Below are 20,580 nucleotides of genomic sequence, written 5' to 3'. Positions count from 1 at the left end.
GTTTTAGCTCCCAAGTTTTGCGACAAGTGTTGGATATTTTTGGAATGGCTCAGTGCGTAGCATGGTCTTGCGTGCCTCCTCCACACTGAGACCTTTGCGTTCAATGAGATCATCAAAAAGAACAGTCGCGACTTCGATAATGGCTGCGTTCGGTTCGCCATCGAAGTTTGTCCGAGGAGTCTCTTTATTTTCTGCGGTATCCAGCCAGATACGTTGCACCGGCACGGTTTCTTCGATGACCCGCAGCATTGACTGAATGAGTGGTTGACGCTCCCCTGCACTCGCCAAAACCGCTGCAATGGAAGGGTGATTTTCATCGATGCGATAGCGAATTCCGGCTTTGAGACGCTCCACACGCCAAGCCTGTTCAATAGGGACGTTGCCCTGCGCCGGAGCGGGCGTGCCTCGATATGCAAATACCCGCCGTGCTCGTTCCCGAGTGTTTTCGGCGAGCGACATCAACCAGGGACGCAGTGATACGGGAGGGCGTGCAGTGGATTTTCGAACGTCAATTTTCCAATCGGCGTCTGCCGTATTGGGGATGTCGAGGCGAATTCTGGCAAGGCGATGTGCTTCCTCTCGGTTCCATGCACGAGCATTGCCCAGTCCTAGCCATCCACCCGCAACAAGAAGACGTTCATTTCGATACACATAAAAGCCTTGCTGTGCCGTCCAGCCTGCAGGGCCTGCATTCTCCTCAAATTCGGCAGCCGTTAGTTTGTCGCGGTGCGGTAACACGTGGCATTGAACTGCGACATTCCCGTAGCTGGTCGAGTGATTCGTGACCGGCGAGGTCCAAGGCTTCGCAGAATGCCCTGACATAAATGGGTCCCAAGGGGCGACAGCTCTGCTGTTAAGAAGGAGTTTGAGCTTTGCACGAGGACCTTGAAGCAGACGATGAAAGATCATGGCCAAATGCGATTCAACGGTATCGATCAGGTCATTAAAGTTATCCGCTGTATAGCCATCCGTAACAATTCGATCCATCAGCTCCCATAGCACCAGCGTTCCAGATTTCGCACCGGTGAGTGCGTTGAGATAGACACCAGAACCAGAGGCCGGACCTTCAAATAAAAGCCATCCACCCTCCGGGTTTGCCGCCAACTCGTCCAAGTCCCAACGCAAGCAGCTTTCGGTTTCGTTTTTTACGGTCTTTACCGTTAGGCGGCGGCATTGCGAAAACGACGCTGTTTTTAACCCCATCCCAAAGCGGCCAAGATCATGCGAAGCACGAACATCAAGTGGGTTCTTATCACCCAGTCGCATAGCACTTTCCAGCTCGGCATCGGTCATGCCTCGGCCGTTATCCAAAATGGAAATGCGACTAGCAGTGCCATCCCAAATGAAATCGACTCGGACTTCCTTTGCTCCGGCCGAGATGCTGTTGTCGATGATGTCAGCCAGTGCCGCAGACGTTGAATAGCCTAAACCTCGGAGAGCCTCAAGCATCGCCATTGCGTGAGGTGGTGCACTACGTGTTATCAGACTCATTTCCAGTAGCCTTTTCCTGGCGAAAATTCAAAACCGACGGCCAACAGCTGGCGAACCAGCTTGCGATACTGTCCACCGCTGGTGTCCGCCACGTTTACCCAAATTTTTCCTGATGTCCCTTGGCGATCATCTAACACACGAACACCTGCATCCTCCATTTGGGACAACAGCCGACTTAAGGACTTTGATGTCACCGGCAATTGGATAAATGCACTAGATTCATGAGCTTCATTAGTTGAAGGCGTTTCCACATAAGTGATTGGATCTTCATTGATCTCGCTGGAAAGATATATCCCAGACGTTTGGTCGATGTCCGCAATGATCTCCTCCACGATGCCACCATCTGACTCATCAGCTTTATTTGCTGACACTTCGATACTTGGCGGTTTTCTGCCTCTCACGGGCAGACTTCCAGAGAACGCGAGTAACAGCCGATCTGAATGAACAGGGTTGCGTAGTTTTTGAAGAGATTTGGTTTCGATCTGACGGATGCGTTCCCTTGTAACACCGTAAGCCACGCCAACCTCTTCAAGAGTGAACGAGTTATTCACTCCGATACCAAAGCGGAGGCGAGTTACCTTTTCTTCCTTCCGTTTGAGCGTCGAAATTACAGAGTCCGCTGTCTGGCGGAACTGCGATTCTGCACAAGACTCGAATGGGTCTGGCCACACAAGGTTGTCATAAGCACTGGCATCGATCAGCTCGTCATCAAATTTATCATCAATGGGTATAGGCTCTTGCGGAATCCGCTCAAGCGTTCCAAGAACCCGTAGGCTGACGCCTAAACGCTCTGCAATTTCTTCTGGCTCAGGCAGGCGTCTAGCTTCCAATTCAAAGGCTCGCGTTTCTTTTGCGAGTCTTTGAAGCTTATCGTGAACATGAACAGGAATTCGTATTGTCCGGACAGTATCTGCAACGGCACGGCTGACTTGCTGTCGTATCCACCAAGTTGCATAAGTCGAGAACTTGTAACCCCTTCGCCAATCAAAACGTTCGACCGCTTTCATCAGGCCAATATTTGCTTCTTGTGTCAAGTCGTCAAGAGGCTCGCCACTATACAAATATTTTTTGGCGATATAGAACGCCAGTTTCAAGTTGGCGGCAGCCATCTGCTCACGAGCTTGCTGGTAGCCTGTCATTGCGGCTACAAATGCGTTAGCCGATTCATGCGCGTCGGTAGCTCCCACCTTAACTAGTTCGAACAAAAGTGACGTATTAAGTCTCAGCGAATCAAGGTGTTCTCTAATTTCATCAGTGCTGCAAGTCGACACTGGATTTGTCACCGATTCGCCTAAGCGAAACAGGGCATCGAAGAAAAGACTGGTTGCGTTGTCGGAGGTAGCAACAGACTCTTCGGCTTCCTCATCGATTTCATCACTACTGTTCTCCGCTGCGGCAACAATGACAGGTTCGTCGTCTGTATCGTCTAATTCAGGTTGTGCCTCAAGCGGCCCCATCGACATAGAGAACAGGGTTCGCTTCTTGGACTGAACCAAGTGACCGGCAGCCAATACCTGCTCGATCCCATAGGGCCAGAGAGCCAAGGCATCCAAGGCTCGCTCATGTTGTTGTTCCATTCGCTGAGCAAGTGCAACCTCTTCGTCGCCAGAGATCAACTTGATCTTTTGGAAGTTCTTGAGATAAATACGTAAGGGTTCGGTTCGCCGGGATGCAGCACTGTCGATAAAGTGCATGGCGTTGTCGATGCATTCTTCTTCATCCTCACTCTCCTGAGGCGAGACGAAAATAGTGAAATCTTCGTCTGGTGCTGCATACTCAAATCGCTCATCGACCTCGGCCCCCAAATCGTTCACGACCAAGGTCAGCAAGGCTTCAAATTCTGGGTTGGCACTGCCGTCCGCATTCATCGATAAGGATTCGATTTCCATGCTCGGCACGCTGCCTTCCCGATACGCTCTCAAAAGTAGTAGTCGTAGGTTTTCCCTGGCTTCAACGTCGTCTTTGCGTATGAACGGAACGGATTGGTCAGGCAGAAATGCATCGACATCATCCCAGTCCGCCGACGAGTCGATCGGTTCGTGTGCTGAGATGGCGGCTTGAGCTGCACTGGCTTCGGCCAGTAATACTAGGTCCAGCTCAGGCGGAAGAAGCTGTTCTTCGGGCTCCCAGTCGAACAGGGAAAATCCTTCCTCGTCATTTTCTAAAATGAGGTGAGGCATGGGTGTGGCAATGGTCGTTTGCAGGTTTTCTTCGGCAGAGGCTACATCAAAAGCTGGCTTCGCGATGCTTGCATTGTCAGTGAGGAGAACGGGGGCGTCATCTATCGCCGGTGCCTGTGCTGGTTCAGGTATCGTGAGGGGCTCAGGGGCCAGAGTGGTGGGCTCGAGCACCTCGGCTGCTTGTTGAGCACCCGCCGCAATCGCGATCGCATGAGCGGTTCGACCTGCCGGGTCAAGCAACGCACTGTCAGCTCCGGCGTTCAGCAATAATCGGCATATGGCAGCTTTATTCTTGGCTGCCGACAGCATGAGCAAAGTTACCCCGTTCGAGTCGCGGGCATTGATATCATCGCCGCGATCAATATGGAGCTGGACTGCACTTTCCACGCCAGCCATAACGGCCATTTTAAAAAATTGATTGAGAGGAGGCATGCTATCTGCGCCCATATTGTGGTGAGCGTGACTTGCCAGCGTTCTGATTCCCTGCATTCATGTAGGCTACAACGTATTATAAATAACAATCATATTTTTTCAATTCTACAGTAATTGCTTTCAGTGAACATAAAATAATGCAGAGTGATGATTTAATCTTGACCATGTCTAACGAATATTTGGCCAAGCTCAGAAATTATTTGAGAGTTTATCTCGAAATTTTTGGGTTTGGATACAAAAACGGCGGCCATTTTGCGTGGCCGCCGATATTTTAAATAATGAGATTTATTTCATGTACTTAGGAATCCTAAACTACAACATGCTTAAACGTCGATATTGCCCGCGCGCAACGCATTGTTTTCAATAAACGCCCTGCGCGGTTCCACGTCGTCGCCCATCAGGGTCGTGAAGATTTGATCCGCCGCAATCGCGTCTTCGATCTGTACTTTCAACAGGCGGCGCACGGTCGGGTCCATCGTCGTTTCCCACAGCTGATCCGGGTTCATTTCGCCCAGACCTTTGTAGCGCTGTTTCGAGACCGTGCGTTCGGCTTCGTCGCGCAGCCATTGCATGGCCTGGTGGAAGTCGACCACGGCGATTTCCTTCATGCGCTCGCCTTCGCCGCGGCGGACAAACGCGCCTTCGCCGATCAGGCCTTCGAAGGTGGCGGCGCCGCTGCTCAGAACGGCGTAGTCCGGGCCTTGCACGAAGTCGGCGTCGATGGCGCTGACTTTGATGTTGCCGTGGTGCATGCGCTCGATGCGCAGCATGTGTTTTTCCGACAAGTCGTCGGAACGCACATGCACTTTCACGGCGCTGTCGTTGATGGCCGTCTGCAGGGCCAGGGCGGAAGCTTCCGCCAGGTCCAGGGTCGACAGGTCCAGCTGCACGCCCGTCATGATGGCCGTCAGGGCGGCGCGGTCGATGACGCGCGTCAGACGGGTCATGATGGTGTTCGACAGGTTGAACTTGCGCACCAGTTCCGTCAGGGTCTCGCCGGAAATGCCTTCCGCGCCTGTGCGCGGCACCAGCACGGCCGTGTTCAGCGCCACGGTCATCATGTAGCTCGCTTCTTCGGCGTCATCTTTCAGATAGCGCTCGTCGCGGCCCGCTTTCACCTTGTACAGCGGCGGTTGCGCGATGTAGATGTGGCCGCGCTCGACCAGTTGCGGCATCTGACGGTAGAACAGGGTCAGCAGCAAGGTGCGGATGTGGGCGCCGTCGACGTCCGCATCGGTCATGATGATGATGCGGTGGTAGCGCAGTTTCTCGACGTTGAATTCGTCCGGTCCGATCGAGGTGCCGAGGGTGGCGATCAGGGTGGTGATCTGCTCCGACGACAGCATTTTTTCGAAACGGGCTTTTTCCACGTTCAGCACTTTACCGCGCAGCGGCAGGATCGCCTGGAACTTGCGGTCGCGCCCTTGTTTTGCCGAGCCGCCTGCCGAGTCACCCTCGACGATGTACAGTTCGCACAGGGCGGGGTCTTTTTCCTGGCAGTCGGCCAGCTTGGCCGACAGGCCCAGGCCGTCCATGATGCCTTTGCGGCGCGTCAGGTCGCGGGCCTTGCGGGCCGCTTCGCGGGCGCGCGCCGCTTCGACGATCTTGCCGCAAATGATTTTGGCGTCGTTCGGTTTTTCTTGCAGGTAATCGGCCAGGGTCTTGGCGACGATCTCTTCGACCGGGCCGCGCACTTCGCTCGATACCAGCTTGTCTTTCGTCTGCGACGAGAATTTCGGCTCCGGCACTTTCACCGACAAGACGCAGGTCAGGCCTTCGCGCATGTCGTCGCCGCTGATTTCCACTTTCGCCTTCTTGGCGAACTCGTGTTCATCGATGTATTTGTTGATCACGCGCGTCATGGCCGCGCGCAGGCCCGTCAGGTGGGTGCCGCCGTCGCGTTGCGGGATGTTATTCGTGAAGCACAGCACCTGTTCATTGTAGGCATCGTTCCACTGCATCGACACGTCGACCGAGATGTTCGTGTTCTGGTCCGACAGGCGCTCGCCCGTAGCCTGGAAAATGGTCGGGTGCAAGACCGATTTGGCCTTGTTGATGTATTCGACGAAGCCGCGCGTGCCGCCTTCGAAGGCGAAGATTTCTTCCTTGCCCGTGCGCTGGTCGGACAACTTGATGTTGACGCCATTGTTCAGGAAGGACAGTTCGCGGATGCGCTTGGCCAGGATTTCGTAGTGGAATTCCACGTGCGTGAAAATCTCTTCGTCGGCCCAGAAATGCACGTCGGTGCCGCGCTTGTCAGTGTCGCCGATGACCTTGATCGGCGAGGTGGCGATGTCGCCGACCATGACGATCTGGCGGTCTTGCGGCACGCCGCGCACGAATTCCATGTAATGGACCTTGCCGTCGCGGCGGATGGTCAGTTTCAGCAGTTTCGACAGGCCATTCACGCAGGACACGCCCACGCCGTGCAAACCGCCCGAGACTTTATACGAGTTCTGATCGAACTTGCCGCCCGCGTGCAGTTCGGTCATGACGATTTCCGCCGCCGAACGCTTCGGATCGTGCTTGTCGTCCATTTTCAGGCCGGTCGGCACGCCGCGGCCATTGTCGGTGATCGAGATCGAATTGTCGCTGTGGATGGTGACGTGGATTTCCGTGCAGTGGCCGGCCAGCGATTCATCGATGGAGTTGTCCAGCACTTCGAATACCAGATGGTGCAAGCCGGTGCCGTCCGAGGTGTCGCCAATGTACATGCCCGGGCGTTTGCGTACGGCTTCCAGGCCTTCCAGGATCTGGATGGAGGAGGCGCCGTATTCTTCCGTTTTGGCCTGGATCGGGGTGTCTTGTGGATTCTCGGACATGGACTGCTTTCTCAAATAACGATTGCTGATTGATTCGGGGCTGCTGGCTGATGACCGTAGGTCGGGTTAGCCGGAACGGCGTAACCCGACAGACGGCGATTCAGCATGTCGGATTACGCTGCGCTAATCCGACCTACGTCATTGCTGTGGTCTTTAGATGCGCATCGGCATGACGACATACTTGAAGTCGGCATTGTCCGGGATGGAGATCAGGGCGGACGAGTTCGAATCGCCCAGCGCGATGTTGACGTATTCGCATTTCAGGTTGTTCAGCACGTCCAGCAGATACGTCACGTTGAAGCCGATGTCGACGGAGTCGCCGCCGTAGTCGATTTCCAGCTCTTCAACGGCTTCTTCCTGGTCCGCATTGGTCGAACTGATCTTCATGCTGCCCGGGGTGATGATGCAGCGCACGCCCTTGAACTTGTCGCTGGTCATGATGGCGGCACGTTGCAGCGAGCGCAGCAGTTCATCGCGGCCGATGGTGAAGTCGTTCTTGTAGCCTTTTGGAATCACGCGCGTGTAGTCGGGGAACTTGCCTTCCACCAGCTTCGAGATCAGCTCGATGTCGGCAAAGGTCAGTTTCACCTGGTTGGCGGCGATGTCCAGCTGCACCGGCTCATCGTTCTCTTCCAGCAGGCGCTGCAGTTCGATGATGGTCTTGCGCGGAATAATCACTTCCTGGCGCGCGAACGTCTGCTCGGTGGCGACCTGGCAAAACGCCAGACGGTGGCCGTCGGTGGCCACGGCGATGACATGATTGCCATCCAGAACCAGCAGCAAGCCGTTCAGGTAGTAGCGGATGTCTTGCTGCGCCATCGAGAAATGCACCATGTTGAACAGGTGCTTCAAGGTTTTTTGCGGCAGGGTGACGGACGCGTTGTAGCTTTCCGCCTGTTGCACGGTTGGAAACTCTTCCGCCGCCAGCGTTTGCAGGGCGAAGCGCGACTTGCCCGTTTGCACGGTCAGGCGCTTGTTCAGCAGGGTCATCGTGACGTCGCCCGATTCGGGCAGGGCGCGCAAAATGTCCAGCAGCTTGCGCGCGGCCACGGTGGTGCCGGTGACGTCCGCGCCGGAACCGATTTCCGCGTGCGTGGTGATCTGCACTTCGGTGTCGGTCGACAGGAAGGAGACATTTTCACCGTCTTTGCGGATGAGGATATTGGCCAGAATCGGCATAGTGTGCCGACGCTCGACAATACCGCTCACGATCTGCAGTGGCCGGAGAAGGGTATCTCGGGTGGTTTTGACCAATTGCATATTTATCCTCAATGTATAGGTATGAAGTTTAACGTAGTAATTTAACAATCATTGCAAGGGGAGCCCCGGCAGACCGGCTGCGGCGCTCTCCCAGATAATAAGGGTAAAGCACGTTTTGAGCCAGCCTTGCCAGCAGGCGTGCTTAGCCCTTCAAGGTTTGCTCCAGTACATGCAATTCATGGTTGCATTCCGGATTCTTGGTGCGGTCCAGCGCGATCTTGCGCACGGCATGCAGCACCGTGGTGTGGTCGCGGCCGCCGAACAGCTCGCCGATCTCTGGCAGGCTCTTCTGTGTCAATTCCTTGGCCAGGTACATGGCGATCTGGCGCGGCCGGGCGATATTCGCGGGGCGGCGCTTCGAATACATGTCGGCCACCTTGATATTGAAGAAGTCGGCCACCGTTTTCTGGATGTTTTCCACGGAAATCTGGCGATTCTGCACCGACAGCAAGTCCTTCAGGGCTTCCTTGACGATATCGATGGTGATGTCTTTGCCATGGAAACGCGAGTACGCGAGAATCTTGCGCAGCGCGCCTTCGAGCTCGCGCACGTTCGAGCGCAAGTGCTTGGCGACAAAGAAGGCCACGTCGTCGGAGAAGGTCACGCCTTCCTGCTTGGCCTTTTTCAACAGAATCGCGACGCGCATTTCCAGTTCCGGCGGTTCGATCGCCACCGTCAGGCCCGAGTCGAAGCGCGAAATCAGGCGGTCGTCCATGCCCGTGATTTCTTTCGGATACGTATCCGAAGTGATGATGATCTGTTTCTTTGCGGCAATCAATGCCTCGAACGCATAGAAGAACTCTTCCTGCGTGCGGCTCTTGCCGCCAAAGAACTGGATATCATCGATCAGCAGCATGTCGAGCGAGTGATAGTAGTGCTTGAAGTCGTCGAAACCCTTGCGCTGGTAAGCGGTCACTACGTCGCGAACGTACTGTTCCGCGTGGATGTAGCGGATTTTCGCGCCCGGATTGTCGGCCATCACCTGGTTGCCGATGGCGTGGATCAAGTGGGTTTTACCGAGGCCGACGCCGCCGTAGAAGAACAGCGGGTTGTACGACACGCCCGGATTGTTCGCCACCTGGATGGCGGCGGCGCGCGCCAGCTGGTTGGCCTTGCCGGTCACGAAACTGTCGAAGGTCAGGTCGGTGTTGATGCGGCTCTGTTCGCGGCGCGGCGCGGCGCCGATGCTCAGTTCCGGCACGCTGGGCTGCGGCTCCGCGGCGCGCGCGCTGGGCGCGCCGCCATTCGGATCGCTGGCCGGGGTGCTGGCGGCAACGGGCTTCTTCGGCAGGGCCAGGCGCGGGTCGAGCACGAACTGCACTTCCGTCGGCGCTTCGAAGTACTGAATGGCCAGGGCGGTGATGCGGCTGGCGAACTGGGTCTTGACCCAATCGAGCTTGAAGCGATTGGGCGCAGCAATGCGCAGCTTGCCCTCTTCGTAATCGAGAGGGATAAGCGGTTTGATCCACGCACTGAATTGTTGCGGTGTCAGCTCCAGTTCCAACTGCGCGGAACAGGCCTGCCAGAAATTATCCATGTATGTCTATGTGAAAAGGTGTGGGAGGGCGTATCGATTCTGCCCTGCGGTCACCGTGTTGCAAGGCCGGCGTCGCGCGAGGGCTCGCCACACGTAACGCGCTATTCTACTCCCGACTGCCAAAGTTATCCACAGGCACGACGCTTATTTTTGTGTGGCGGGGTGGGGCGCCATGTGTATAAGAAGCGACTTATCCCCCGGTTATCCCGCCACAGGCAGTGCTGGCGCGGCCTGCGGCGCAGGTGGGGAGGCGCGCGGAAATTTCCAGGCGATCACGGCAATCCTTGACAAGAGGGGGGCATATGCTGAATAATTCAGGGTTCCCCGCCCGTATTCCGTGTTTATTCATTTGGAACGACAATATGGACTAAGCGTGGATTAACGACGCAGTACCAAATCGTAGCGAGCGGTGATGAGTTGTGGCTGAGGCGCGCAACTGTGCGAAGGCACAGTGAGCACCGGAGGCCGCAAATCGCTCCGCGTAGTCGATCTGGTGCGCGTTCAAGCGGGCGATGAGATTGGCCAGCTTGTGCCTTGGCATAAGTGCGCGATTGTCATTGGCACCAAAAACTGACGGGACGTCAGACCCGATTTTGCATTTTTTTTGTTTTTAGCGAGACCAACATGAAACGTACTTACCAACCTTCCGTCGTTCGCCGCAAGCGTACGCACGGCTTCCGCGCTCGTATGGCTACCCGTGGTGGCCGTGATGTGCTCAACGCACGTCGCGCAAAGGGCCGCAAACGTCTGGCCGTCTAGGCTTGTCGTTGACAGCTGATCGCGTGGCTAGCTGTACTCCAGTCGGCAATCAACGCGAAGGTTCACACGACTTCGCGCGCTTTCGGCGTATCGTTAAAACGGATGAATTTTCATCCGTTTTTCGTTTGCGCCCTTCGCAAAAAACAGCGCATTTTGTGCTGTACACCCGACACAATCAATTGCCGCATGCGCGGCTGGGCGTCGTTGTGGCCAAGCGTTTCGCGCCGCGCGCGGCGACCCGCAACACGATCAAGCGCGTCACGCGCGAGCTGTTTCGCAACAGCGCGATGCCGCCGGTCGACTGCGTGGTGCGTTTGTCGCGCGCCGTCAACAGCAAGGATGGCCCGGCCACCACGACCAAGCTCAAAGCCGAGCTGCGTGAGGAATTGAGCCGCCTGTTCGCGGCGCAAATCGCCGCCCAGGCCCGTTCTGTTGCTGCGCCACCACCATCCGCGCCATGAAAACCTTGCTGCTGTTCCTGCTGCGTGCTTATCAGTTGCTGATCAGCCCCATGCTGGGACAGAATTGCCGTTTCTATCCGAGCTGTTCGCATTACGCGATGGAAGCGCTGCGCGTGCACGGTACGGCCAAGGGCAGCCTGCTGGCTGCCAAGCGCCTGTGCCGTTGCCACCCCTGGAATGAAGGGGGCGTCGACCCGGTGCCGCCGGCCGATGGCAAACAATCTTCAACGACCGCTTGCGGTTGCAACCACTCCTGACAAATACCCTAATGGATATCAATAAACGTACCATCCTGTGGATCGTGTTTTCCGTCTCGCTGGTAATTCTCTGGAACGAATGGATGATCTCGAACGGCAAGCCGTCGATGTTCTCCGCGAACACGGAACAAACCGCCAAGGCGCCTGTCACCCCGGCCAAGACGGCCGCCCTGGCTCCTGCCGGCGCGACCGCCGTGCCTGGCGAAGCGACCGATCCCGCCGCGTTCAAGCGCGAAGTGATTACCATCACCACCGACGTCATCAAGGTCGATATCGACACCCTGGGCGGCCAGGTCAAGCGTCTGGAATTGCTGAAGTTCAAGGGCGCGGGCAATCCGGGCTGGTTCGGCGGCTGTTTCGGCCTGTTCAAATGGTGCCAGCCTGATGAAGGCAAGCAAAACGAAGTGCTGTTCGACGAAGGCGCGAACCATACCTACCTGGCGCAATCGGGCCTGGTCGGCGGTCCTTTCCCTACCCACGCGAGCGGTTTCACCGTGCAGCCTGGCGTGCGCACCCTCGGTGACGGCAAGCAAGTGCAACTGGTGATGGAAGCGGTCGAAGGCGGCGTCAAGCTGACCAAGACGTTTACCTTCAAGCGCGGCGACTACGTCATCGACGTGCGCCACGACGTGGCCAACGTGGGCGCGGCCCCTGTCACGCCGCAGCTGTACCTGCAACTGACGCATGACGGCAACAAACCGGTCGGCGACTCGTTCTTCAACAGCAGCTTCACGGGTCCGACCCTGTACACGCCGCAAGACAAGTACCAGAAGTTGACGTTCGAGAAAATCGAAAAAGCGGCCGTGGAAGACGAGAAGAAGGGCAACGACAACGCCATGAAAGGCCTGCATCCGGCCACGGCGAATGGCGGCTGGTTTGCGATTTCGCAACATTTTTTCGTGTCGGCTTTCGTGCCGCCTGAAAACGCCAAGCGCGACATCTTCACGAAAAAGCTCGGCACCAACCTGTACGCCATCGGCAACGTGCTGCCACTGCCTACCCTGGCGCCAGGCGCCACGGCCAGCATGGACAGCAAGCTGTACTCGGGTCCGCAAATCGCGCACCTGCTGGAAAATGTTTCGCCTGGCCTGGAACTGGTCAAGGATTACGGCTGGCTGACCATCATCGCCAAGCCGATCTTCTGGGTCATGGAACACATCCACAGCGTGCTGGGCAACTGGGGCTGGACCATCATCGCCTTCACGATCCTGATCAAGCTGGCCTTCTTCCCGCTGTCGGCCGCCGGCTACCGCAGCATGGCCAAGATGAAACTGGTCACGCCGAAGATGCAGGCGATCCGCGAGCGCTATAAAGGCGACCCGCAAAAGATGAACCAGGCCACGATGGAGCTGTACAAGACGGAAAAGATCAATCCGCTGGGCGGCTGCCTGCCGATCCTGATCCAGATGCCCGTCTTTATCGCCCTGTACTGGGTGCTCAACGCGTCCGTGGAAATCCGCGGCGCGCCATGGATCGGCTGGATCACCGACCTGGCCCAGCATGACCCATGGTGCATCCTGCCCGTGCTGTACGCGATCTCGATGTACATCACGACCAAGCTGAACCCGGCCCCGGCCGATCCGATGCAAGCGAAGATGATGCTGTTCATGCCACTGGCATTCTCGGTGATGTTCTTCTTCTTCCCGTCGGGCCTGGTACTCTACTGGGTCGTCAACAACGTCCTGTCGATCGGCCAGCAATGGGTGATCACCAAGAAATACGCGCCAGCCGCCAAGTAAGTCCGGCCAGCGACCAGAAAGCCCGCCTCGCGCGGGCTTTTTTTTGACATCGTACCCAGTGGGTGCGATGTCAAAAAAAAGTGGGTTTTGCCGGCTTTCCACGGACCTCCCCCTTCATGTGCACCCGCTTTGTCGCTGAAAATAGCGCGGCACCCGCAGCCTTTCCCGAATAATCTACAATATCCCCATGAAACTCGACTCTTCCCCTATCGCCGCCATCGCCACCGCCCCCGGGCGCGGCGGCATCGGCGTGGTACGCGCCTCCGGCAAAAATCTCGCCCCGCTGATGACGGCCCTGTTCGGCGCGCAGCAACTCAAACCGCGCCACGCCACCTATCTGCCGTTCACGGAAAGCGATGGCAGCATCATCGACCAGGGCATCGCCATCCATTTCAAGGGCCCGCATTCGTACACGGGCGAAGACGTGCTGGAATTGCAGGGTCACGGCGGCCCCATCGTGCTGCAGCTGCTGCTGGCGCGCGTGCTGGAAGCGGGCAAGGATAGCGGCCTGCGCCTGGCCGAACCGGGCGAATTCACGCGCCGCGCCTTTTTGAATGACAAGCTGGACCTGGCGCAAGCCGAAGCCGTGGCCGACCTGATCGACGCCTCGACGGAAGCGGCGGCCAAGTCCGCCTCGCAATCGCTGTCGGGCGCGTTCTCGAACACCATCCACGCGCTGGTGGAACAGGTGACGGGCTTGCGCATGCTGGTCGAGGCAACCCTGGATTTCCCCGAAGAAGAAATCGACTTCCTGGAAAAATCGAATGCGCGCGGCCAGTTGAAAGCCGTCATCGAAGCGTTGAACAAAGTGTTTGCGCAGGCGGCGCAGGGCGCGCTGCTGCGCGAAGGCTTGAATGTCGTGCTGGCCGGCCAGCCGAACGTGGGCAAGTCGTCGTTGCTGAACGCGCTGGCGGGTGCCGACGTGGCGATTGTGACGCCGATCGCCGGCACCACGCGCGACAAGGTCAGTGAAACCATCCAGATCGAAGGCATTCCGCTCAACATCATCGATACGGCCGGCATCCGCAGCGCGGGCGACACCGTCGACGCCGTCGAGCGCATCGGCATCGAGCGCACCTGGGGCGAGATCGGCAAGGCCGACGTGATTCTGCACCTGCTCGACGCCGACCATGGCCCCACGCTGGCCGACGAAACCATCGTCGCCGCCTTCCCCGAAGGCGTGCCGGTGGTGCGCGTGTGGAACAAGATTGACCTGTCGGGCCACAAGCCCGGCGTCGACAACATGCCGGACGCCACCCACGTGTATCTGTCGGCGCACGAGCACATCGGTATTGATTTGCTGCGCGCCGAGCTCTTGCGCATCGCCGGCTGGCAGCAGACGGGCGAATCGCTGTATCTGGCGCGCGAACGCCATCTGATCGCCTTGAAATCGGCCGGCAAGCATCTGGATATCGCCGCCGCGCACGCGGCGCAGGACGACCAGTCGCTGGACCTGTTTGCCGAAGAGCTGCGCCTGGCGCAGGTGCAGCTGTCGAGCATCACGGGCGAGTTTTCGCCTGACGATCTGCTGGGCGTGATCTTCAGCCGTTTCTGCATCGGCAAGTAAGGGAAAACGATGAACATATTGATCGCTGCCGCACTGTGCTGTTTGCCCTTGCTGGCTCAGGCAGAGGAAAAGCTGCCGCGCGACGTGGTGCAGTTCATTGATCATGCGCAAATGTGCGAACACTTTGCCGGCGAATGGGATGATAACGACAAGGCGCGCCAGCGCGAGATCACGCAAGCGATCGAACAGTCGTGCGGCCAGGCGCAACGGCAGTGGAAGCGCTTGCGCGTGAAATACGCGAAGCAGGCCGCGATTGAAAAAGTCATCGACGACAATGCCAATGACGCGGTGCGCAGTTTCCGGAAATAGCGTCCCGTTGCTGCAGCTCAGCTCTTCTTGCGCTCGGCCTGCTCTTCCCTGAACTTCTGGAAGGCCTCGATATGCTCGGCGCGGCGCAGCACGCGTGAGTGCGGGTCGAGCGTGTGCGTGGCGCCAGCCGGCAGGGGCAGTTCGCCAAAGCCCAGCGCCATGGAAACGGTATGGATTTCCTTGCCGATACGCACTTCCACCGGCATCGGGAAGGCGAGGTCGGCAGGCGTCTTCCATAGCAGGCGCAAGGTGTCGCCGTCGCGCACGGCGGACAGCTCCGGCAATGCCGCCTGGTACAGATACACCTGGAAGAACCAGTCGTAATTGCTGCCCGTAACTTTGTTGACGATGGCCATGAATTCCGTCGTGCTGCCATAGCGCGGCTGGAACTGGCCCGGCTGCGGCTGCTCCGTGCCGTAGACGAGCAGGCGCACGGCGCGGAAGAAGGCGTCGTCGCCGATCAGGCCGCGCAAGGTGTGCAACACCAGCGCCCCTTTCACATAAATGTCGCCGCCCGGTCCGCCCTTTTTCAGGTCGTAGACTTCTTCCTCGCTTCTCGGCTTGCCCGAAACCATGGGCGCCTTGTTGACGATGCCGGCGCGCATTTGCTGCAACGAAGCAAAATACTCTTGCTCGCCGCGCAGGTATTGCATGTACAGCGGCTGCATATACGTGCCGAAGCCTTCGTGCAGCCACATGTCGTCCCAGTTGCTGTTGGTCAGCTGGTTGCCGAACCATTCATGGGCGAATTCATGCTGCAACAGCTCGTCGTAGCCATAGCTGGTCTTGGCGAACTTGTTGCCATAGGCATTGATGGTCTGGTGCTCCATGCCCTTGTGCGGCGTTTCGGCGATGCCGACTTTTTCATCGCCAAACGGGTAGGGGCCGATGATGCTTTCAAAAAAATTGAGCATGGGCGGCAATTCCGCGAACAGGGCGCCTGCCTTGGCCTCGCTTTCCGGCAGATACCAGAATTGCAGGGGGATGCGGTTGCCGTAGCGGCTCGCATACTCGCCCTGCAGGCTGCGGTAGGGCGCCACGTTCAGGGCGATGCCATAGGTGCTCGGGTGTTTGGCGCGCCAGTGCCAGGTGCGCCAGCCGTCGGCCTCATCCATGCCGAGCGCGATGCCATTGCCGGCCGCCACCAGCGGCGCCGGTACCTGGATGTGCTGGTCGATCAGCTGGGCCTTACCCATCGGGTGGTCGATGCACGGCCAGAACAGGTCGCAGCCTTCGCCTTGCACGGCGCTGGCGATCCACGGCGCGCCATCGGCGGTGCTCGACCACACCATGCCGCCATCCCACGGCGCTTTCACGGCGACGTGCGGCACGCCGTGGTAGACGATGCGGATGGTGGTGCGCGCGCCTGCCGCGAGGGTGGCCGGCAAGGTCATGCTCAGGCGGCCGTCCGGGTTGGCATAGTCTTGCGGCCGCAGCGCCTTGCCGTCGATTTCGATGGCATCGACGGGCAGGTTGCGGTCCAGGTCCAGGGCGAAACGCGAGATCGGCTGCGTGGCCAGGAAGGTCAGGCGCGCATCGCCGGCAATACTGCGGCGGGCCGGATCGATGCGCAAGGTCAGGTCGGCGTGTTCGAACACCACCGCCAATTGTTCCGGCGTGCGTTCGGCGCCCGAATTGAGGGTGTAGGCGGTAGGCGCGCGCGTGGCGCAGGCGCTGAGCAGCAAGCAGGAGAGCAGCAGGGGGATGTGTTTCATGGCGTGCGCGCAAGTGAACGGAGCACTGATTGTAGTGCGAAGCGACAACGTTGTCGTTTGGAAATTTCAAGGTGCCGATGGGGCAAGCGTGGCCGCCGTTGAGAAATGTCATGGGCTTCAAACTGTGCTGACGTAATCTTGCTGAGCGGCCTTGAAGTGCCGCTAGGAAAGGAAGCGCCATGGACAGCGAACAGCCGGAAGTCGTGGAAAGCAGGGGCATGGCGGCGCCGCCATTGCCTTCCCTGCCGCAATTGATCGCAGCGCTGCCGCCGAAAGGTGCATGCTGGTACTGCGACAAGCCGCTCGATGCCGTGCGCCGCTTCTGTTGCAAGAGTTGTTGCGTGGCGTATGCGGAAGAGGCGCAGTTCAACAGCTGAGCAGCAGCTCGCTGTGCGCTAGCGGCGCCGCAGCAGCGCCGCCAGGGCACCTTCGAAATCGAACTCGTGCGCGGCGGCGGCCACTTCCTGGTACACGTTCACGCCCAGGCTGGCCGCGAGCAGGCTGGCCGAGTTTTCCAGGATGTCGATGGCGGCGCCGTCGCCTTCGCGCAGATGGCTGGCCAGGCGCGCCAGCAGCAGCTGGATGGCGGGCGCGGCCGGGTCGGGCGCCACATCCTGCGCCGCCGTGTGGTTTGCCTCCGGCGTGCCCAGCATGCTGCTGACCGCGCCGAGCAATTGATCCTGCGCCAGTTCCAGCTGGAGCATCTGCTGGGCCAGGTCGGGCGCCTGCGCACGCAGTGCCGATTCCAGGGTTTCCGACAGGCTGTGCACATGGCGCGCCCCGATCATGCCGGCAGCGCCTTTCAGGGTATGCGCCTTCAGGCGCGCGGAAACGTAGTTGCCCGCGTCGAATTCGGCGCGGATCTGGCATGGCGTGGTGCCGTGGTCGTGCAGGAAGCGGCGCAGGATTTTCAGGTACAGGATGCGGTCGCCCATGATGCGGCCCAGTCCGTTCTCGACGTCGAGAATACGGACCATGTCGGATGCCGCAACGGCGGCATCATCATCGCAAGTGGCGTGTGGTTTCAGCATGCTGTGCAGAGCGCCCCAAAACTTGTCAATTGCCGTAAAGCAGGAACAGCTATTCTACATCCAGTCATCCTCGACGCTGCGCCCGCTTGGCAAGGCTAGTTGCCCTAGCGCGTCGTGAATGACCAGCTGTGCGTGACATCCGCGCCATTGACTTTGCCGATGAAACTCACGTCATAGCTGGTGTTCGCGTTCAAGGCCGCCAGCGGGATGATGGACGCGGCCGAGACCGGCGTATGCACATCGTTGCCGCTGGTGAGCAGGCGCACGGCCAGGTCCGTGGCGGCGCCGCGCTGGCGCACGCTGAACGCCGTCACGCTGACGGGCGTGCCGTAATTGGCATGCACGCTGATCGGGTAGCCGACCACATCCTGGTTCGGCACGGGATCGGGCGATTCGCTATCGCTGGAAAAACTGACGGCCACCTTTTGCTGCCCGCTGAACGGATAGGTGACGATCTGTCCCGCCGCAAGCCCGGGGCCATAGCTGCGGTTGCCGGCCAGGTCGGTGGTGAAATACGCATAGCCGGCGCCGCTGACGGCCGCGCCCGCGCCGCCTTCCTTGAACAGCGGCTCGAAAATGACGAAGCGGTGATAGATGGCCGTGACGAGTTCTTCGGCCAGGTAAAAGCCGGACGTGTTGCTTGCGCCGGCGATCACTTCGCCCTGCAGCGAGGTGACGACGTAGCCGGCCTTGGCCAGGCGGTCGCCCAGTGTGGCGCCTGTAAAGCCGGGCTTGCCCTGTACCTGCTCGTGCGCCACCGTATTGTTGAGATTGAGATAGCTGGAATGGCCGAGGGCCGCGCTGTCGATCAGGCTATTGCGCACCAGTGGCGACAGGCCGGTCTGGCTGCGCCGGTAGTTGAACCAGTTGAAACCATCGGTGGCAATATTGTTGCTGAGGACGGGAGCGCCCGGCTCCTGCGTCAGTTGCCCGGCCGGGGTCGAGGTGTTCAGCGACGTATTGCCGCTATCGCTGCCGCCGCCGCAGGCGCTCAGCAGTGCTGCGCTCAGCAGGGCGGGTATCCAGTATTTCCAACGCATTGACGAGGCAATCAAGTCGACTCCTGTATAGGTAGGCGGGCAGCGGTGGGGTCAGCGTGCTGTCCTGTAAAACGATTCTAAGGTATTTTGATCGCTCGTAGAGCATCCGTGAAAAGATATGTCGCGCTCGTGCGGGAACGGTGCCGCCGCTGCGCAGGGTAGAATGGGCGCAGCGCAGCGTTTGCCGCTGCATTGCCTCACTTCCGATTTTTTTGATTGCCCATACATTTGAACACATTGCCCAAGTCGCGCCTGCAGCGCGCCAAATACGCCTTGCCCAGCATGGTGACTTTGCTGTCGATAGCCTGCGGTTTTGCCAGCATCGTCATTTCCGTCGACAACGCCGCCGTGGGCGACGCGGATGCCTACCGCCTGGCGGCGGCGCTGCTGGTGCTCGCCGGCGTGTTCGACGCGCTCGACGGCTACGTGGCCCGGCTGACGGGAACCAGTTCGCAGTTCGGCGTGCAGCTCGATTCCATAGCCGACGTGATGAATTTCGGCTGTGCCCCGGCCGTGTTGTTGTATTGCTATGGCTTCGTGCAGATGGGAGTGCACGATCCGCTGCTGCTGCGCTTTGGCGGCATGGCCAGCTTCTTCTTTGTGGCGTGCGGCGCCATGCGCCTGGCGCGCTTCAATGTGAACGTGGGGCGTACCGACCCCCTGTATTTCGTCGGCATGCCGATCACGGCCGGGGCCGCTTGCGTGGCGGCCGTGGTGGTAGCCTGGCCGGCGCCCATCGATTCCACGCTGCACAGCTATCTGCTGATGCTGCTGCTCGTCGGCGTGGGCAGCCTGATGGTGTCGACCTTGCGTTTCCCCAGTTCCAAGCAAAAGAAAAGCCTGGCCGCGCTGCTGGTGCTCGTCGTCGCCATCGCCCTGCTGGTGTGGCTGAAGACGAGTTTCTTTGCCCTGTTCTTCGCCGTGTATATCGGCGCCACCTTGGCGTTGAACCTGGCGTGGCATCTGGGCTGGCGCGGCATTGCGCTACCTCAAGTATTCAACGACCCGGACGAGATCGACTAAGCCACCTCGTGCCCGCGCGCGGCGCGCAGGATGGCGAACCAGTCGCTGCGGCTGAGCGAAAATTGCGTGCCTTCCACGGCCACGCCCACAGCCTCGATGCGGCCCGTGCCCGTCAGCGGCAGGGGCCGGCAAGGCAGTTGCATGATCCAGGCAAACACCACGCTGGCAAACGGGCGCTGCAGCTGGTCCGCGATCTGCTTGATGACGTTGCGCAAGTTCTCCACATTCGCGTCGCCGCTCTGGAACAGCCGGCCGCCGGCCAGCGGAGACCAGATCATCGGCGCCACCCCCACGTCCTGCAAACCGTCGAAGGTTTCGTCGAACAGGGGCGCCACGTGCAGCGGCGAGCATTCCACCTGGTTCGTCACCAGCGGGAAGCGCCGGTGCAGGCACTCGAACTGGTGGCGGCTGAAATTCGACACGCCAAAGTGCAGCACCTTGCCCGCCTGCTGCAACTGGGTGAAGGCGCCGGCGATCTCGTCGAAATCCATCAGCGGATCGGGACGGTGGATCAGCAGCAAGTCCAGGCGGTCCGTCTGTAACTGGCGCAAGCTGTGTTCCACGGAACTGGTGATGTGCGCCGCGCTCGTGTCGTAATGCTGGATGGCGTGGCCGGGGCGGTGCGGCGAGAGCAGCTTGATGCCGCACTTGCTGACCAGTTCCATCCGGTCGCGCAAGCCCGGCTGCAGGGCCAGCGCTTCGCCGAACAGGCCTTCGGCGCTGTAATCGCCATAGATATCGGCATGGTCGAAACTCGACACGCCCAGCGCCAGGCATTGCTCGATGAAGGCGAGGCGCTGCTGCGCCGACATATTCCACTCGCCGATGCGCCACATGCCGGCGACGATGCGCGACAATTCGGGACCGTTGCCGCTCAAGCGGCTGCGCGGCGCTTGCAGGCTGGCGGGAAATACATGGCTCATGGGCTGGCTTTCTGGTGGTGGCGAAGAAGCGTAC

17 protein-coding genes are annotated in these 20,580 nt (G+C 59.1%); 8 read left to right on the top strand and 9 right to left on the bottom strand.

Annotated elements, in window-relative coordinates:
• Positions 1 to 3: 3 nt before the first annotated feature.
• The 5 genes from ACQ4W4_RS26120 to dnaA form a co-directional block, all read right to left on the bottom strand.
• Positions 4 to 1,491 (bottom strand): ATP-binding protein, encoded by a 1,488-nt coding sequence (locus ACQ4W4_RS26120; RefSeq protein ID WP_436544430.1) that lies wholly within the window; start codon positions 1,489 to 1,491, stop codon positions 4 to 6.
• Entirely contained in the window at positions 1,488 to 4,103 is a 2,616-nt protein-coding gene (locus tag ACQ4W4_RS26115; protein ID WP_436544429.1) for a sigma-70 family RNA polymerase sigma factor, read from the bottom strand. The genes ACQ4W4_RS26120 and ACQ4W4_RS26115 overlap by 4 nt, the downstream gene beginning before the upstream one ends.
• Before the next feature lie 323 nt (positions 4,104 to 4,426).
• A complete protein-coding gene (gene gyrB / locus ACQ4W4_RS26110; protein WP_436544428.1) occupies positions 4,427 to 6,925 on the bottom strand; it encodes a DNA topoisomerase (ATP-hydrolyzing) subunit B in 2,499 nt (832 codons plus the stop codon).
• A gap of 153 nt (positions 6,926 to 7,078) precedes the next feature.
• Positions 7,079 to 8,185 carry a DNA polymerase III subunit beta gene (gene dnaN / locus ACQ4W4_RS26105; protein ID WP_086147318.1) on the bottom strand — a complete coding sequence of 369 codons (1,107 nt, stop codon included), beginning with the start codon at positions 8,183 to 8,185 and terminating at the stop codon, positions 7,079 to 7,081.
• 142 nt (positions 8,186 to 8,327) lie between these two features.
• A complete protein-coding gene (gene dnaA / locus ACQ4W4_RS26100; protein ID WP_034754339.1) occupies positions 8,328 to 9,722 on the bottom strand; it encodes a chromosomal replication initiator protein DnaA in 1,395 nt (464 codons plus the stop codon).
• Between the two features lie 624 nt (positions 9,723 to 10,346).
• Between dnaA and rpmH the strand changes: the two genes are divergently transcribed.
• The 6 genes from rpmH to ACQ4W4_RS26070 all read left to right on the top strand — a co-directional run bounded on the left by rpmH (position 10,347) and on the right by ACQ4W4_RS26070 (position 14,814).
• A complete protein-coding gene (gene rpmH, locus ACQ4W4_RS26095) occupies positions 10,347 to 10,481 on the top strand; it encodes a 50S ribosomal protein L34 (RefSeq protein WP_010401996.1) in 135 nt (44 codons plus the stop codon).
• A gap of 8 nt (positions 10,482 to 10,489) precedes the next feature.
• Entirely contained in the window at positions 10,490 to 10,942 is a 453-nt protein-coding gene (gene rnpA / locus ACQ4W4_RS26090) for a ribonuclease P protein component (RefSeq protein ID WP_217916800.1), read from the top strand.
• Positions 10,939 to 11,199, top strand: coding sequence for a membrane protein insertion efficiency factor YidD (gene yidD, locus ACQ4W4_RS26085; RefSeq protein WP_034754335.1), 261 nt, complete (start codon positions 10,939 to 10,941; stop codon positions 11,197 to 11,199). The genes rnpA and yidD overlap by 4 nt, the downstream gene beginning before the upstream one ends.
• A gap of 11 nt (positions 11,200 to 11,210) precedes the next feature.
• The gene (yidC, locus tag ACQ4W4_RS26080) at positions 11,211 to 12,938 is read left to right on the top strand and encodes a membrane protein insertase YidC (RefSeq protein ID WP_326456747.1); all 1,728 of its coding nucleotides are present in this window, start codon (positions 11,211 to 11,213) and stop codon (positions 12,936 to 12,938) included.
• 187 nt (positions 12,939 to 13,125) lie between these two features.
• Entirely contained in the window at positions 13,126 to 14,505 is a 1,380-nt protein-coding gene (gene mnmE, locus ACQ4W4_RS26075; RefSeq protein WP_436544427.1) for a tRNA uridine-5-carboxymethylaminomethyl(34) synthesis GTPase MnmE, read from the top strand.
• 9 nt (positions 14,506 to 14,514) lie between these two features.
• Positions 14,515 to 14,814, top strand: a complete 300-nt coding sequence (locus ACQ4W4_RS26070) for a hypothetical protein (protein WP_436544426.1) — start codon at positions 14,515 to 14,517, stop codon at positions 14,812 to 14,814.
• A gap of 17 nt (positions 14,815 to 14,831) precedes the next feature.
• Here ACQ4W4_RS26070 and ACQ4W4_RS26065 read toward each other — a convergent pair whose 3' ends face one another.
• Positions 14,832 to 16,529: a M1 family metallopeptidase gene (locus ACQ4W4_RS26065; protein ID WP_436544425.1), complete on the bottom strand. Its 1,698-nt coding sequence runs from the start codon at positions 16,527 to 16,529 to the stop codon at positions 14,832 to 14,834.
• 179 nt (positions 16,530 to 16,708) lie between these two features.
• On the opposite strand from ACQ4W4_RS26065, the gene ACQ4W4_RS26060 reads away from it, so the two are divergent.
• Positions 16,709 to 16,906 (top strand): hypothetical protein, encoded by a 198-nt coding sequence (locus ACQ4W4_RS26060; protein ID WP_070224761.1) that lies wholly within the window; start codon positions 16,709 to 16,711, stop codon positions 16,904 to 16,906.
• An 18-nt stretch (positions 16,907 to 16,924) separates the two neighbouring features.
• Here ACQ4W4_RS26060 and ACQ4W4_RS26055 read toward each other — a convergent pair whose 3' ends face one another.
• Positions 16,925 to 17,506, bottom strand: a complete 582-nt coding sequence (locus tag ACQ4W4_RS26055; RefSeq protein ID WP_436544424.1) for an Hpt domain-containing protein — start codon at positions 17,504 to 17,506, stop codon at positions 16,925 to 16,927.
• Positions 17,507 to 17,664: 158 nt separating this feature from the next.
• Positions 17,665 to 18,615, bottom strand: a complete 951-nt coding sequence (locus ACQ4W4_RS26050) for a CAP domain-containing protein (RefSeq protein ID WP_436544423.1) — start codon at positions 18,613 to 18,615, stop codon at positions 17,665 to 17,667.
• 267 nt (positions 18,616 to 18,882) lie between these two features.
• Here ACQ4W4_RS26050 and pssA point away from each other — a divergent pair, with 267 nt between their 5' ends.
• On the top strand, positions 18,883 to 19,623 hold the full coding sequence (pssA, locus tag ACQ4W4_RS26045; protein WP_436544452.1) for a CDP-diacylglycerol--serine O-phosphatidyltransferase: 741 nt from the start codon (positions 18,883 to 18,885) through the stop codon (positions 19,621 to 19,623).
• Here pssA and ACQ4W4_RS26040 read toward each other — a convergent pair.
• Positions 19,620 to 20,546 carry an aldo/keto reductase gene (locus tag ACQ4W4_RS26040; RefSeq protein WP_436544422.1) on the bottom strand — a complete coding sequence of 309 codons (927 nt, stop codon included), beginning with the start codon at positions 20,544 to 20,546 and terminating at the stop codon, positions 19,620 to 19,622. The genes pssA and ACQ4W4_RS26040 overlap by 4 nt on opposite strands.
• Positions 20,547 to 20,580: the final 34 nt, after the last annotated feature.

Origin of the sequence: Janthinobacterium glycogeni (assembly GCF_051380725.1) — a bacterium.
Lineage (GTDB): Bacteria > Pseudomonadota > Gammaproteobacteria > Burkholderiales > Burkholderiaceae_D > Janthinobacterium.
The sequence above is the reverse complement of the archived record's forward strand: the minus strand, read 5'-3'. Positions and strand labels throughout refer to the sequence as shown.

Coding starts and splice junctions, on each gene's coding strand:
- yidC (WP_326456747.1), top strand. CDS start 11,211: ATGGATATCAATAAACGTACCATCCTGTGGATCGTGTTTTCCGTCTCG.
- ACQ4W4_RS26040 (WP_436544422.1), bottom strand. CDS start 20,546: ATGAGCCATGTATTTCCCGCCAGCCTGCAAGCGCCGCGCAGCCGCTTG.
- dnaN (WP_086147318.1), bottom strand. CDS start 8,185: ATGCAATTGGTCAAAACCACCCGAGATACCCTTCTCCGGCCACTGCAG.
- mnmE (WP_436544427.1), top strand. CDS start 13,126: ATGAAACTCGACTCTTCCCCTATCGCCGCCATCGCCACCGCCCCCGGG.
- ACQ4W4_RS26060 (WP_070224761.1), top strand. CDS start 16,709: ATGGACAGCGAACAGCCGGAAGTCGTGGAAAGCAGGGGCATGGCGGCG.
- dnaA (WP_034754339.1), bottom strand. CDS start 9,722: ATGGATAATTTCTGGCAGGCCTGTTCCGCGCAGTTGGAACTGGAGCTG.
- ACQ4W4_RS26070 (WP_436544426.1), top strand. CDS start 14,515: ATGAACATATTGATCGCTGCCGCACTGTGCTGTTTGCCCTTGCTGGCT.
- ACQ4W4_RS26115 (WP_436544429.1), bottom strand. CDS start 4,103: ATGCCTCCTCTCAATCAATTTTTTAAAATGGCCGTTATGGCTGGCGTG.
- gyrB (WP_436544428.1), bottom strand. CDS start 6,925: ATGTCCGAGAATCCACAAGACACCCCGATCCAGGCCAAAACGGAAGAA.
- ACQ4W4_RS26055 (WP_436544424.1), bottom strand. CDS start 17,506: ATGGTCCGTATTCTCGACGTCGAGAACGGACTGGGCCGCATCATGGGC.
- pssA (WP_436544452.1), top strand. CDS start 18,883: ATGGTGACTTTGCTGTCGATAGCCTGCGGTTTTGCCAGCATCGTCATT.
- yidD (WP_034754335.1), top strand. CDS start 10,939: ATGAAAACCTTGCTGCTGTTCCTGCTGCGTGCTTATCAGTTGCTGATC.
- ACQ4W4_RS26120 (WP_436544430.1), bottom strand. CDS start 1,491: ATGAGTCTGATAACACGTAGTGCACCACCTCACGCAATGGCGATGCTT.
- ACQ4W4_RS26065 (WP_436544425.1), bottom strand. CDS start 16,529: ATGAAACACATCCCCCTGCTGCTCTCCTGCTTGCTGCTCAGCGCCTGC.
- rpmH (WP_010401996.1), top strand. CDS start 10,347: ATGAAACGTACTTACCAACCTTCCGTCGTTCGCCGCAAGCGTACGCAC.